At 53.0% G+C, this 13,411-nt stretch carries 15 protein-coding genes; 3 read left to right on the top strand and 12 right to left on the bottom strand.

From position 1 onward, the window contains the following. Window positions 1–9: 9 nt before the first annotated feature. Genes CGC65_RS04400 through CGC65_RS04360 form a run of 9 tightly spaced genes read right to left on the bottom strand, consistent with a single transcriptional unit; the run spans window position 10 to window position 7,210 of the window. On the bottom strand, window positions 10–1,542 hold the full coding sequence (locus tag CGC65_RS04400) for a complex I subunit 5 family protein (protein WP_002568135.1): 1,533 nt from the start codon (window positions 1,540–1,542) through the stop codon (window positions 10–12). Beyond that, window positions 1,529–1,909, bottom strand: a complete 381-nt coding sequence (locus tag CGC65_RS04395; protein ID WP_002568136.1) for a sodium:proton antiporter — start codon at window positions 1,907–1,909, stop codon at window positions 1,529–1,531. Before CGC65_RS04395 ends, CGC65_RS04400 begins: the two co-directional genes overlap by 14 nt. Window positions 1,910–1,911: 2 nt before the next feature. Then, window positions 1,912–2,970, bottom strand: coding sequence for a hydrogen gas-evolving membrane-bound hydrogenase subunit E (mbhE, locus tag CGC65_RS04390; RefSeq protein WP_002568137.1), 1,059 nt, complete (start codon window positions 2,968–2,970; stop codon window positions 1,912–1,914). Then, window positions 2,963–3,214, bottom strand: coding sequence for a hydrogenase subunit MbhD domain-containing protein (locus CGC65_RS04385; protein WP_002568138.1), 252 nt, complete (start codon window positions 3,212–3,214; stop codon window positions 2,963–2,965). Before CGC65_RS04385 ends, mbhE begins: the two co-directional genes overlap by 8 nt. Then, a complete protein-coding gene (locus CGC65_RS04380) occupies window positions 3,201–3,521 on the bottom strand; it encodes a cation:proton antiporter (protein ID WP_002568139.1) in 321 nt (106 codons plus the stop codon). Before CGC65_RS04380 ends, CGC65_RS04385 begins: the two co-directional genes overlap by 14 nt. After that, window positions 3,521–3,904 (bottom strand): MrpF/PhaF family protein, encoded by a 384-nt coding sequence (locus tag CGC65_RS04375; RefSeq protein WP_002568140.1) that lies wholly within the window; start codon window positions 3,902–3,904, stop codon window positions 3,521–3,523. Before CGC65_RS04375 ends, CGC65_RS04380 begins: the two co-directional genes overlap by 1 nt. 11 nt (window positions 3,905–3,915) lie before the next feature. Further along, window positions 3,916–4,416: a Na+/H+ antiporter subunit E gene (locus CGC65_RS04370; RefSeq protein WP_002568141.1), complete on the bottom strand. Its 501-nt coding sequence runs from the start codon at window positions 4,414–4,416 to the stop codon at window positions 3,916–3,918. Between the two features lie 53 nt (window positions 4,417–4,469). After that, window positions 4,470–5,711: a metal-dependent hydrolase family protein gene (locus CGC65_RS04365; protein WP_002568142.1), complete on the bottom strand. Its 1,242-nt coding sequence runs from the start codon at window positions 5,709–5,711 to the stop codon at window positions 4,470–4,472. Between the two features lie 50 nt (window positions 5,712–5,761). Continuing rightward, window positions 5,762–7,210 (bottom strand): APC family permease, encoded by a 1,449-nt coding sequence (locus CGC65_RS04360; RefSeq protein ID WP_002568143.1) that lies wholly within the window; start codon window positions 7,208–7,210, stop codon window positions 5,762–5,764. Window positions 7,211–7,430: 220 nt separating this feature from the next. On the opposite strand from CGC65_RS04360, the gene CGC65_RS04355 reads away from it, so the two are divergent. Further along, window positions 7,431–8,141 (top strand): LytR/AlgR family response regulator transcription factor, encoded by a 711-nt coding sequence (locus tag CGC65_RS04355; RefSeq protein WP_002568144.1) that lies wholly within the window; start codon window positions 7,431–7,433, stop codon window positions 8,139–8,141. A 31-nt stretch (window positions 8,142–8,172) separates the two neighbouring features. After that, window positions 8,173–9,477, top strand: a complete 1,305-nt coding sequence (locus tag CGC65_RS04350; RefSeq protein ID WP_002568145.1) for a sensor histidine kinase — start codon at window positions 8,173–8,175, stop codon at window positions 9,475–9,477. A gap of 73 nt (window positions 9,478–9,550) precedes the next feature. Here CGC65_RS04350 and CGC65_RS04345 read toward each other — a convergent pair whose 3' ends face one another. Next, window positions 9,551–11,002 (bottom strand): HAMP domain-containing sensor histidine kinase, encoded by a 1,452-nt coding sequence (locus tag CGC65_RS04345; RefSeq protein WP_002568146.1) that lies wholly within the window; start codon window positions 11,000–11,002, stop codon window positions 9,551–9,553. After that, on the bottom strand, window positions 10,999–11,700 hold the full coding sequence (locus CGC65_RS04340) for a response regulator transcription factor (protein ID WP_002568147.1): 702 nt from the start codon (window positions 11,698–11,700) through the stop codon (window positions 10,999–11,001). Before CGC65_RS04340 ends, CGC65_RS04345 begins: the two co-directional genes overlap by 4 nt. A 219-nt stretch (window positions 11,701–11,919) precedes the next feature. On the opposite strand from CGC65_RS04340, the gene CGC65_RS04335 reads away from it, so the two are divergent. After that, window positions 11,920–12,396: a hypothetical protein gene (locus CGC65_RS04335; protein ID WP_002568148.1), complete on the top strand. Its 477-nt coding sequence runs from the start codon at window positions 11,920–11,922 to the stop codon at window positions 12,394–12,396. Window positions 12,397–12,461: 65 nt separating this feature from the next. Here CGC65_RS04335 and CGC65_RS04330 read toward each other — a convergent pair whose 3' ends face one another. Continuing rightward, window positions 12,462–13,337 carry a LysR family transcriptional regulator gene (locus CGC65_RS04330; RefSeq protein WP_002568149.1) on the bottom strand — a complete coding sequence of 292 codons (876 nt, stop codon included), beginning with the start codon at window positions 13,335–13,337 and terminating at the stop codon, window positions 12,462–12,464. Window positions 13,338–13,411 lie beyond the last annotated feature (74 nt).

The raw sequence follows: 13,411 nt of genomic DNA, 5'->3' as shown, positions 1-13,411 counted from the left end.
CTGCCGGGGTCACCCGAAGTTGGCAAGCCCTGTCTCTATCATCCGGACCACAGGGCCGTAGCAAGTCCCAATCAGCACATTCCCAGCCATAAAACAGGCCATGGCTGCCGCGAAAGAAACATCCTTTACAGGCTCTCCCGCCTCAGGCACAGCCGCGTCCTCCAGACCTGCCGCCTCATAGTCCGCCTTCTCCGGCCCTCTTTCTGAAAACACGATGATGATGAGCGGTATGTAATACATGGCATTGAGGACCGTGCTGACAGCCAGGGCCCCCAGCACCAGAACCGTCCGGTCCAGATCATGAAACGAGGCCATAGCAAAGGAAATCTTGGAAACAAACCCGGAAAAAAAGGGGATCCCTATCATGGCCATACTTCCTACCACCAACCCGGCTCCGGCTGCCGGATTCCGCCTTGCGCTTCCCCTAAGGGCCGCTATCTCCTTCTGATGGCCGCAGCAGTCCATGAGGCCGCCTGCGGCTGTAAACAGCATGGGCTTTGTCACCGCGTGGACAATCATGTGCAGGACTGCGGCTGCCAGCCCTGCACTGGTTCCCATGCCGATTCCCATGAAGATATATCCAATCTGGGCAATGGATGAATAGGCAATGACCCGCTTGACCATATGCTGCTGCAGCGCCTTGGCCGAACCAATGACCATGGCCAGGATTCCGAACACGAAAAGCAGGTCATTGATCCGCAGCCGGATAATCAGATCCATTCCCAGAATCCGCATATAGACTTTGAGAAGCAGGATAATGTATCCCTTCAGAACCAGACCCGACAAAACAGAGCTGGAAGCAGCCGTGGCATTGGCATGGGCTCCCGGCAGCCAGGAGCTGAAGGGATACAGGGCGCTTTTTACTGCCAGCCCGGAAGTCATCATCACCAGAGCCATCTTAAGGGGAAATAAATCCTTTCCTGAGGATGCCAGCTCCCTGACAGCCCCTGCCATGGGTTCCATAAGGAGATGGCCTGTCTGGCAGTATAAAAGGGCAATGGAGATAAGGATGAGCCCGCTTCCCACCAGGCTCATGATGAGATACCGTATGGCTGCCGCCACGGTCTCGCCGCTTTCCTTTGCGCACACAATGGCACAGGCTGAAATGGTATTGATTTCTATGAATACATAAGCGGTAAAAAGGTCATTGGTGTAGATAAGGGCCAGAAGAGAACTGAACAGAAGGTTCATCATCACATAATACAGGCCCGCCCGCTCCCCGGGTATGTCGTGTTCCAGGGACCGTTTATTGGCAGCCACCGTGAGAAACATCACAAGGGAAAAGACCAGGCTCATAAGAGCTTCCAGGGCGCCGGCCCTGACCTCATTCCCCCATGGCGCCGGGAAATGTCCCATCATGAAGCGAAAACAGGTACCGTCCGACGTATATCCCAGAAGCAGGCCTGACATAACTGCCACTGCCCCCACCAAAACCAGGTGTAGAACCCTGGCCCGGTTCCTGCCTCCCAGAAGGGGCGTCACGATTCCCCCTGCCATCATAATGAATATACTGAAAAATGGAATGTTCTCAACCAGCCTCACCGTCTGTCTCCTCCTGTCCTTCATACAGCATGCCGTCCAAATCCAGTGTCTTGTAATAGTGGTGGAATCTCTGAATCAGTGAAAAGAGAAAGGCTGACACGCTGACAGACACCACGATTCCCGTCAGTACCAGACCGCTGGGAAGGGGATTGATGAATCCTTCCACAGATGTCCTTCCATCTGCTATGGGCGCCCTTCCACCGGCTATGTACCCCTTGGCCGCCAGGAACAGATACACGGACATATCCATAATGTTCAGCCCGATGGCCTTTTTAATCAGATTTTTCTGGAGCAGCAGCATGGTAAACCCAATGGAAAACAGAATCATGGCCGCTGTCTCGTAGTAATTGGTCACAAGCGCCTGCATTATCACACCTCCCCTTCCCGGAACAGGGAATAAAAGCAATACATGGTCCCGGCCACCACCAGCCCCACACAGATATCCAGAGGCAGTATCAGGCCTGCGCTGAAGATGTTTCCCGGCCTTCCCAAAGGAATACCCGACTCCAGGTGGTTTGCCCCCATAAAAAAGGAATAGCCTTTTGAAAGGGCGTATACCATCAGCGCACTGCTGCTCATCACAGTAAAGGTTTTAAAGCTGAAAAAACGGTGAATCCGCCGGTGCCCAAATGCATTGGCATATAGTATCAGGCCGGCCCCCATCACCGTTCCTCCTGAGAACCCGCCTCCGGGGGACAGATGGCCGTTGAGCACCACATAGACGCCAAACATAAGAATAAAGGGAACCAGCAGCCTGGCCACCTGTTCCAGTATGATATCCCTTTCCTCATCCTCTTCATGCTCCGTTCCCCCACTCCGGTCTTCCTTCCCGCTGTACCCGCTTTCGGTTTTGAGACGCAAGAGGGCAATGACACTGACGGCCGCCAGGAATAAAACCACGGACTCGCCAAAGGTATCAAAGGCCCGGTAATCCAGTATGATTCCGGCAACCGTATTCACGGCCCCGGTCTCGGACAGCCCGTTTTCCAGATAACGGCCCACCACCTCATTATTGGCCGGATTGTCCGCGGAGCCGAAGGCAGGCAGATGGGTTACCATCATGAGAAGCACTGCCATGCCCGCCAGACAGACGATCTGCGCCACAGCCCGGTAGACACGGCCGAACACACGCAGGGCATGCTCCTCCGTAAATTCCGCAAACCGCCTGCCCATAGTCCGTTTTGTATTTCTCTTTACAGCCTGCCCCGAAGCGTGCACGGTGTCTGCCGCTCCATGCACGGTGTCTGCTGCTCCATGCCCGCCATTCTCCCCGTCATGCCCGCCATTCTCCCCGCCATGCCCGCCATTCTCCCCGCCATGCCCGCCGGCCCCGCCTTCATGCACACCGGCCTCATCGTCCCAGTCCGGACCGTTTTCCACCCAGTCCACGAATGCGCGCAGACCGCGCTTACCGCTGTCCTCACTCACTGTCTTCCCCCCTTAACCCATCGACCTTATACAGTGTAATAAAAAGCAGGATTCCCGTGACCCCTGCGCCCACGGCCGCCTCTGTGATAGCCAGGTCCGGGGACTGCAGAATCACCCATATGATGCTCATGATAAGGCTGTTGGCCATAAACAGGATGGCTGCCACCAACAGGTTCCTGCACAGGAATACACTTAAGGAACAGGCCATCAGAAACAGCAGGAGAATGATCTCAACCGCCTTCATATTCAGACACCCCGCATTCCTCTTTAAGGTTTGGATTGCTCCTGGCCTCTGCCCTGGCCACCATGTGGGAGGCCGCCGGGTTGCCAATCCAGATAAACAGAAGAATCAATCCGATTTTGGCCGACTCCATATTCCACCCGTTGGAGATTATAAGGCCGGCCAGTATAAGCATGCTCCCCAGGGTATCGCATTTGGCAGCCACATGAATCCGGTTCAGCGCATATTCAAACCGGAATATGCCAAAGGTCGCCACACAGAGCACAAACACTCCCAGCACGATGAAAATTCCTCCTGTCACCAGACCCATTACAGCACCGCCTCCTTTTTTGTATTTTCCTTTCCTGCCCCACCGCTCTCTCCCCTTTCCTTTTCACAGCCCATATGCCGGCCCAGAAGCCCTGTCAGAACCACAAAGGACAGGAAGCTGATAAGGGCATATATAAGACAGATATCCACCAGATAATCCTCATGGAACACCTTTATGAGCAGGGCAATCATGAGAACAGTCTTGGTTCCTATCATATTGATGGCAATGAGCCGGTCGGAAAAGCGCGGTCCCAGTACGGCCCGCAGCAGGCAGAATATCATATTGATGCTGAGTATGATAACCGACAGAATCAGGATACCTGTAAACAGCCCCTCTGCCGCCCCCATCTCTGCCCCTATCTTTGCCCCTATCTCTGCCCCCATGTCCCTTCCTCCTATCTTACTTCCTCGATCCGCGCCAGCTGCCTTGCCACATGCCAGTCCTTAAGCCCCTCTGCCATCTCAGCTGTCAGCGCGTGGACCCACAGCACATCATCCTTCACATCCACCGTGATGGTGCCCGGCGTCAGGGTAATGGCATTGGCCAGGGCCGCCCTGGCTCCGGCGCTCTTTAAATCCGTCTTAACCGGCACCAGACAGGGCGTGATTTCCATGTGGGGGGACAGCACTATGCGGATAATGGCCACATTGGCCTTCACCACCTCCCAGGCCACCATGGCCAGGAATACAAGAATATGACCCAGGCGCTTCAGGAGAAGCAGGTCTCCGGACAAACGGTAACCCAGGGCCAGATACCCAAAGCCGTATACCAGCCCTGCCACCGGGACTCCCACCGCCAGAATTTCAGCCGTGACCCTGCCGTTTAACAGAATCCACAGAAGATACAGCAATACATACATGTTCTTTCCATCCCCCTTGGCTTTCCAAACCGGCAAAGGGCTGCCGCCTGTTATAGCAGCAGCCCTTTCCTCTCATCCGGGAGTACCGGTCAGCGTTTTACAAAATATCCTTCTTTCATGATTACGTCCATGTTCTCAACAGCGATTGCACGGATATTCTCTAACGGGTTGCCGTTAATTACTAACAGGTCGGCGCTCTTTCCCTCTGCCAGGGATCCGGTCACATTGTCCACCTTCAGCATCTCGGCGCCTGCCTTGGTAGCCGCCACAATGGTATCCATCTCGCTGATGCCTGCTTTTTCCACAAAGGAATACATCTCTCCGATGGCTGTTGTTCCGTATGGTGTAAGGCTGGAGCAGAAGGAGTCCGAACCAATGGTAAGTCCGATGCCTTTTGCCTTTGCTTTTCTTAAGTTAGCGTACACGCGGTTCAGCTCCTTCTCCGCTACGGTATCGCCAGGATACTGGTCATGCACCTCCGGGATGTATGGCGGAGCGTATGTCTTGAACCATTCGTTTAAGAACTGGATGGTGGGACAGAAATAAATGCCTTTCTCTGCCATGATATCCAGACACTCGTCATTTAAGGTCTGGCCGTGGATAATGAGATGTACCCCTGCCCTGGCAGAATCCAGGGCGCCGCCGTAGCCCTCTGCATGGGACCATACCGGGATGCCTACCATCCTGCACTCATCCACAACAGCCTGAATCTCCTCCAGCGTATAGTGCTGGTCCAGCTTCTGGTCCCAGCGCCAGATGCCGCCGCCTGTGGACCAGATTTTAATTGCATCCGGATTCTGGCGGAGTCTTCTTCTAACTGCCTTGCGCAGATCCCATGGTCCGTCCACACGCTCAGCCCATGGATGGGATTCGTCGTTATAGTAGCTGGGAAGCTTGTGGGAATCCCCGTGTCCGCAGGTACGGCAGAATCCAAGTCCGGTTGCCACTACCCTGGGGCCCTTCATGACGCCGGCTTCCACCATGTTGCGGATTTGGATGCCGGAACGGGAAATCTCGCCAACCGTGGTAAGGCCGTTCTCCAGACACTCATGGGCCTGCTGTACCGCCACCACTGTCTTCTGTACCACATCCTCCAGTACCCAGTCGCTGTCATCGTCTGTCAGGTTTCCTGAAAAATGCAGATGGGAGTCAATAAGACCAGGCATAATAGTCTTTCCGGTAATATCCACAACCTCGTAGTCAGGTCCGATTTCCTTGTCCGCACCGGCGTACGCAATCTTGTCATCCTCTGTCAGCACCAGACTGTTCACCACTGGCTCCGCGCCGGTACCGTCAATCAGTAAACCGCCTTTAAAAGCTACCTTCTTCATTGAAAAATCCTCCTTTATTTGATATATGTTGATGTATGATTTTATTGCCGTTATTTTGCAGCGGCTGCCGCCTTATTATTTGCCTTTGCCCTGGTAACAGCGCTAAGGCCCAGCCCGATGACCAGCCATGCAACCACGATGGCCCACTCTACAGGCTTAAGGGCTGCGGGGCTGAAGGGAACCACCATAAGCCCGATGATGATGGTACCTGCCAGACAAGCCATGCAGATGCCTGCTTTTCCGCCGGGAACCTTGTAAGGCCTTGGAAGGTCAGGCTCCGTATAGCGCATCTTAAGGCAGGCAAAGCTTACCATGGTGCAGGAGAAGATGAATGCCAGCGCCGACACATTGGTCAGGGATACCAGCATGTTTTTACCCAGGAAAGGACCCATAATGGTCAGGACTGCCAGCACTGTGTTGGCCATCTTCGGCGCCCCGCTTTTTTCATCCAGAACCGCAAAGCTGTCCGGGAGCTGTCCTTTACGTCCCATGGCCAGCATGATGCGGCTGGTAGCTCCGTAGAAGGAATTCATGGGGCCCATGGGGCCTAATGTAGCGATTATCAGCATTGCCACATACAGAAACATGTTGATGTTCTTAAGACAGGCCAATGCCGGAACCGTGCTCTTTATAAAATCAGTCCACGGTATGATGGTGCCGAAGGAATAAATACAAATCATATAGAAACCGCCAGCCGCCAGGAGCGCCATGCTGATAACCTTGCCGAACTTGTTCCAGTCCAGGCCTTCCGCTGCTTCCTCGGCCTGCTGCGGTATGGTATCAAACCCTGCGTAGAAGAACGGAGTCATTACCAGCACCGAGATAATGCCTGCAAACATGTTGTTTGCGCTGGTCACCGTGGACGGTCCCTCCACCTGTGTAAAGGAGGGAAGGATGTTGGACGGCCCGCCTTTCACGAAGGAGATTGCCATTGCCAGGAGCATGCCCGCCAATAGGGCCTTTGTCAGAAATGCCTGCAGCTTAGCGGCCGCGCTGGCGCCCCGGAAGTTAAGGAGAATCACATAGACTGCAAATCCCAGCGCTATGACAGTGGGGAACAGATACACATCCGCCCCCATGATGGTATAGAGCTTAACCGCCCTGAGAACCGGGAACAGGCCCCCGAACATATCGGATACTAATGTGGAGATGGCGATGGCCTCCCATGGGCAGAGGATACCGTTGCCCAGCGCCAGGAACCATCCTGTTATGTATGAGACATTGCGCCCGTAGGTCCTGTCCACATATTCAATGATTCCGCCGGAGATAGGGATGGCCGCTGTCAGCTCCCCGAACACGGCACCTATGGGAAGCAGGAACACGGCTCCTATGGCAAATGCAATCATGGCCGCTATGGGTCCGCCTCCAATCACCATCCAGTCACCTACCAGCAGCACCCAGCCAGTACCGATGATGGCCCCGAATCCAATGGTAAAAAAATTCCATATGGACAGGGTCTTTTTCATTCCGCCTGCATCATTTCCACTTGGTCCAGACATAAGATCTGTTTCCCCCTTTTTCTTGTTTTTTATATTGTTTCTCAACTCATATCCTCATTTTACACAAGGAAAAAATTAACGCAATACTTTGTGCACAAACGATAATTTCAGTGTAATAATTGGTCAGAAATGTATTTTTTGTCCAAAAAACCTATTTACAATACCACTGAAAGAATTGTATAATCGTTATGCGTTTAACTAATTTCAGGGGAGAATGGTCATGTTCAGAATTGTACTTTGCGATGACAGTCCCGCGGACCTGATGGTGCTGTGCGGACATCTGGAACAATTAAAAGAAAAACGGCCTGTGGATATCATATCCTACACAGACGGCCTGGACCTGCTTAAGGATTATAAACAAAAAGGGTTCTGCGACATCCTGGTGTTAGACATGCGCATGGAAACCATGGGCGGCATCGAGGTGGCAAAGCACATCCGCCAGCTGGACGACGAGGTTCCCATCCTCATTGTGACAGCCACTGTGGATTACGCGGTGGAGGGCTACAAGGTGGGCGCCTTCCGCTATATCGTAAAGCCAGTGGAGAGCGGCGACTTTCTGTCCGCCGTGGAGGAGCTGCTTGACAGGCAGCAGAAAAAACAGGCATCCATCTTTTCCTTTCCCAGCATAAGCGGCACCACCAAACTGATGACCGACCATATCTATTATCTGGAATCGGATTTAAGGACCATCCGTGTGGTTGCAAAGGAAGGCACATTTACATTTACAGGCACCATCAGTTCCCTGGAAGAGCAGCTCCGCCCGGACGGCTTCATCCGGATTCACAAGAGCTTCCTGGTCAACGTAAGCCATATTTATAATATATTCAAGGATTCCGTAACCATGGACAACAAAGAGGTGCTTCCCATGAGCAAGCACAAGCGTCGGGAAGTGAACCAGGAATTCTTAAGCTATATGGAGGCAAATCTATGATGAAATTCCCAGCCTGCATGGAGGCAGACCTATGATGAACGTCATTCAGCATGCCTGGGTCAGCTTTGTGCTGTCCGTGGCCGAGACCCTGATTCTTTATTGGCTGTGCAGCAACTTTCTTCACCGGAACCTGCGGCCTATGTCCCAGTACACGGTGGGCATCCTGATTTATTTTATATTCCAGTGGGTAACCTACTGGTTCAACGCGCCTCTGTTCAGCATGTGCGTTTTTTACTGCGCCTTCACAATGCTGGTAAGCTGCATATTCTTTACGGATTCCCTCAGGACCAAGGTGCTGGTTGCTTATCTGTTCGTTGTCCTCAACTATGCCTGCAAGCTGCTGTCCGCAGTGCTGTTGCGTTTTCTGCACAACGAGCCCCTTCCCTCAGAGCCCAATTTCCTGATTCAGAGCCCCCTGGCCCAGATGACGGCCTGCATCCTTTTTTTCTTCTTCACCCTCTTGTTCATCCTGTGCAGAAACATGAGAAAGAGCAACAAAGCTACCCTTTACAATGCCATTTCCTTCCTGGTCCCCTCCGTGATCCTGTTCATTACCATCCAGATTTTTCACATGAGGAACAGCGTATCCCACTTTTACCTGGAGATATCGGGAATCCTTTTCTGCTCCTCCATGTTCCTGTTCTATCTGGTGGACGATTATGCCATTATCAACGAGGAAAGCCAGAAAAATATGATTGCGGACAAACTCCTTACCATGCAGTCCTCCTACTATCAGAAGGTGGAGGACTCCCAGAGGGAAATCACCTCCCTGCGCCACGATTTAAAAAAACACCTCCATTCCCTGGTGGTGTTTTTAAAAGCAGGCCAGTATGAGGAGGCCCTTACATACATTGAACAAATCTATGAATCCGCCAACGGCATGAAGGTGCCCCTAACCGGCGGAAACAGCATGGTCAACATCCTGGTCAACAATGCCCAGCAGCAGGCCGCTGCCTGCTGCGTTCCCCTGACAGCCAACATCATGGTGCCTCCTGAACTGCCGTTTGAGAACGTGGACCTGTGCATCATCCTGGGCAATCTCCTGGACAATGCCCTGGAGGCATGCTGCCGTATGGGAAAGGGGGCCAACCGGTTCATCCACACGGAAATCCGCTGCCAGAAGGCATTCCTGATCATCAGCATCTCCAATTCCTACAATGGCCAGCTGCGCATAGAAGGCAACCGGTACGAAAGCATCAAGATTGGAGAGCAGTACTGCGGCATAGGGCTGTCCAACGTATCCACGGTCATCCATAAATATAACGGCGACATGAAAATCAGCCACAATAACGACGTATTCACGGTATCCGTCATGCTGCCTCTGGTTTGCAGGTAAACGCCGGCTGCCGCCTGCCTCTGGTCCGCATAAGCGCCTGCCGATGCCTGCCTCTGGTCCGCATAAGCGCCTGCTACCCTTTCCTGCCAGCCGCTTCCTCCACAGGCAGCATCAGCCGGAACTCGGCTCCATGACAGGGCGGACGCCTGTTGCGGGCTTGGACCCGTCCTCCCATGTACTCCATGGCAGCGCGCGCGATGGAAAGCCCGATTCCAAAATTCCCTTTATTGCCCTTATAAAACCGCTCAAACAGATGGGGAATCTCTTTTTCATCCAGACCGGGCCCATCGTCCTTTACACAGACAGCAGCCCATTCCCCCTCCCTTTTAAGAGAGACTGTGACACTGCTTTGTGCATATCTGGCGCAGTTGTTCACCACATTCTGAAATGCTTTTCCAAGCAGGGACGGGTCTGCACTGACCCTGATATCCTCCTGCTCCTTTTCCATCCCAATGCTCACCTTCTCCGCTATCCCTAACCCCTGTAAAATGTCAATCTGCTCCTCTATAAACTCCCCAAGGCTTATGACCTCTGTACGCAGCCTTGTGTCATGGCTGTCCAGCCTGGATATAGTCAGTATGCCGTCCACCAGCTCCTTCATCCTCATGGTTTCAGACAGAATCACAGCGGCTGCCTGGGCATGGTCCGGGAACACATTGCACTGAATTCCCTGGGCATAACCGCAGATGGACATAAGCGGGGTCCGAAGCTCATGGGATGCATTCTGGAAAAAGGCCAGCTGTTTTTGTTCGGTCCGGTCCAGCTCTGCCGCCATGCCGTTCATTGCATTCTTTAAATCTTCTATTTCCGAGATCGGATAATGAACCCGGGACGGCTCAAATTCCCCTTTGCCTATGGCGCCGGCCTGCCTGCACAGCCCCTTAAGCTGCCCGGATATGCTGCCTGCCACAAACCAGGCAGCAACCAGGGACAGAAATGCCAGAACACCGGCAATGGCAGCAAGAAGCCCTCCCGTGTAGGACAGAAGGGCTTTTGTGTCGGGTATCTCCACATATCCCACCAGATATTTTCCCCTTATATTGCCGGAGCTCTCTGTCTCATAGAGCCGGAACATGTACTGCCGCTTTCCCACAGCAGCCGTGACATCCGCCCCTTTATTTTCCTCAAACATCCCGCCGGCAATCATCTCACGGCACGCCCCGCTGATTTCCTCTCCTTCCCATTCCTCCTCCCCCTGCCTGGGAAAGGTAAGCTTCAGTCGGGAATTAAAGGCAATGAGACTGGCTTCCGGGCGTCCCTTTCGTATATACTCCCTGACCTGGCTCAGAAATTCCCTGGAATACATCTTCTCCTCATCCCTGGTCAGAGTTTCGTTTCCATCCCGCGGATACACCTGATCCGCCATGGACTGGACGGATTCCATCAGATGCTCTAAGCTCTGGCTGGATATCCGCTTTACGTACCAGCCTGAGGCAGAGGAAAACAGTGCCCAGGAAAGGACAGGAAACAACACAATCAGGATTACCACAGGAACAAAGATGCGTGAACGAATGGCAGACATCATGATCTCTCCCCCCTGTCTTCCTCCAGCCTGAATCCATAGCCCCATACGGTTTCAATGGCTGCCCTGCACCCGGCCTCCCTGAATTTGCGCCTGAGGCGTTTTACCAGATCATCCGCCACCCTGGTATCCAAATCGTAATCCGGCAGCTCCCACACTTCCTTCAAAAGCACCTGCTTGGAGACCGCCTCCCCCCTGCGCTCCATCAGATACTGCAGGAAAGCAAATTCCGTGGGTGTCACGGAAAAGTGGGCGCCGTCCACGGTCATGCAGCGGGAGCGCGGGTCCAGGCTTAAATTAGCGCAGACCAGCGTCTCCCCTGCATCCTGCCGGATGTATCCGGCCCTGCGAAACAGCGCCTTGACCCTGGCTACCAGCTCCAGAGGAAGAAAGGGCTTAACCATATAGTCATCGCTGCCAAGGGTGATGCCCGTGACCCGGTCCATGGGAGCGTCCTTGGCTGACACGATGATAATGGGAACCCGGCTCTCCCTGCGGATCGCCGTACACAGGGCAAAGCCGTCCATTCCAGGCATCATGATATCCAGAATGATCAGGTCCGGACAGGATGCATGGAATGCCTCAAACAGGCTCTTTCCATCCTCAAATGTCTCCACCTCATATCCCTCGTTGACAAGGAATGTCTGTATCAAAGTGCGGATATGCAGTTCATCATCCGCCACATATATGCGTTTCGCCATAATAACCTCCCTGCATGTAACAGTATTTACGGATAGCATACCATCCCGTCAGGAATCCGTAAACCGCTGCCACATTTTTGCCGCATTTTTAACCTGTATCCGCCCTGTGCATCTGTGCTATCCTGTTGGTGTGGACGGCGGATACCGGTACCGCTGTTCCGTATTATCCCGGACATATTCCGGACTGACATTCACAGCCACAGAAAGGAGTTTTCATTCATGAAAAAAATAACAGTCTTTATATGCGCTGCAGCCCTGGCCTGCTCCATGAGCTTCCCTGCCTTTGCAGCCCAGACAAAAAAGGAGTATAACACCGAAACAGCCCAGGTCCGCCAGGAACTGGCCGACACATCTGCCTCCATCAAAAATCTCCAGAAGAGCAGCCGCACTGCCTCCGATGCAGCCAAGACAGTCCGCCAGGGCTGGAAGGACAGCGGCCAGTTAAAGGAACACAAGGATACATGGAACCAGGTCAGGGAATTAAAGGATGATATCACAGAAGTGCAGGTGTCCTATACGGAAGCCAGCGGCCAGGCCAGGCTGTTGAAGGCCCAGGCAAAAAACGATGTGAAGGATGGAAAGTATGACGAGGCCATCGCCAAACTGAACCAGTGCCTGGAACAGAAGAAAAAAGCCCTGAGCTCCATGGAACAGATAAATGGAATCTGGGCGCAGATTGACAGTCTGTTAAAATAACAAATAAGGCATTGTCCGTCCCTCCGGGGTTACGGCAATGCCTTTCTTTTGGCCGGATCATTCCTTCACTGCAGTTCCCTGCAGATCTTCCTGTACGTATCCGCGTATATGCTTCCCTTATTCCATATAAAGGCAAAGTCATGTTCCATCTGGAAATCCCTCAGCTCCAGTTCCCTGAACACGCCCTCCCTTATCCCCTCCTCCACCGCGGTCCGGTACAGGAAGGTGATTCCCGCATCCTTTTCCAGCAGCTGGAGAATGACATGCATACTTCCGATTTCCGTAATGTGGGCAAAATCAGACAGGCGGATATTCTTGATATCCAGATTCTTCTCCAGGATATCCCTGGTTCCCGACCCAGGCTCCCGTATGAGCAGATGTTCCTCTAAAAGGTCCCTTAACTGGACCGGCTCCCCGGCAAATACATGACCGGCAGCACATACAGGTATGAAAGGCTCTGTCCTGAAAACCATGGAATCAAAATCCACGTCATCGTAGTATCCCTCAACCAGGGCAAACTGAATCTCCCCGGAAACCAGCTTGTGCAGAAGCTCGTCCGTGTTGTTGATGACAACGCTGATGCGGTCCTTGGGATGGCTGTGGATATAGCGGGCCAGGGGGGTGGATATCACTGACTCCCCGATTGTCCTGGTGGTCCCAAACCGCAGGCTCAGTCCCTTCCCGGCCCCCTCAAACATCTGTTTTCGCAGGAATACCTCATCGTTCTTAAGGGTGGTGGCTGCGTGAAGCAGACGTTCTCCCGCCGGGGACAGGTGTATCTTCTTTCCCTCTGCCAGGAACAGCTTCACCTGGTACATGTTCTCCAGATACCGTATATGCTGTGACACGGCGGGCTGCGTGATGTGCAGCGCCTCCGCAGCCCTTGTATAATTCATGTACTCACAGACAGCAAGAAATGTGTAAACCCTGAAATCCAGCATCTGATTTCCTCCTTTTGTTCTCCCTCTGTTTCTCTTAATCATAACACATTCTTATTAAAATATAAATATATATA

Source organism: Enterocloster bolteae, from assembly GCF_002234575.2.
GTDB lineage: Bacteria > Bacillota > Clostridia > Lachnospirales > Lachnospiraceae > Enterocloster > Enterocloster bolteae.
Note: the sequence above shows the minus strand (reverse complement) of the source record. Positions and strands in the feature narration are given on the sequence as shown.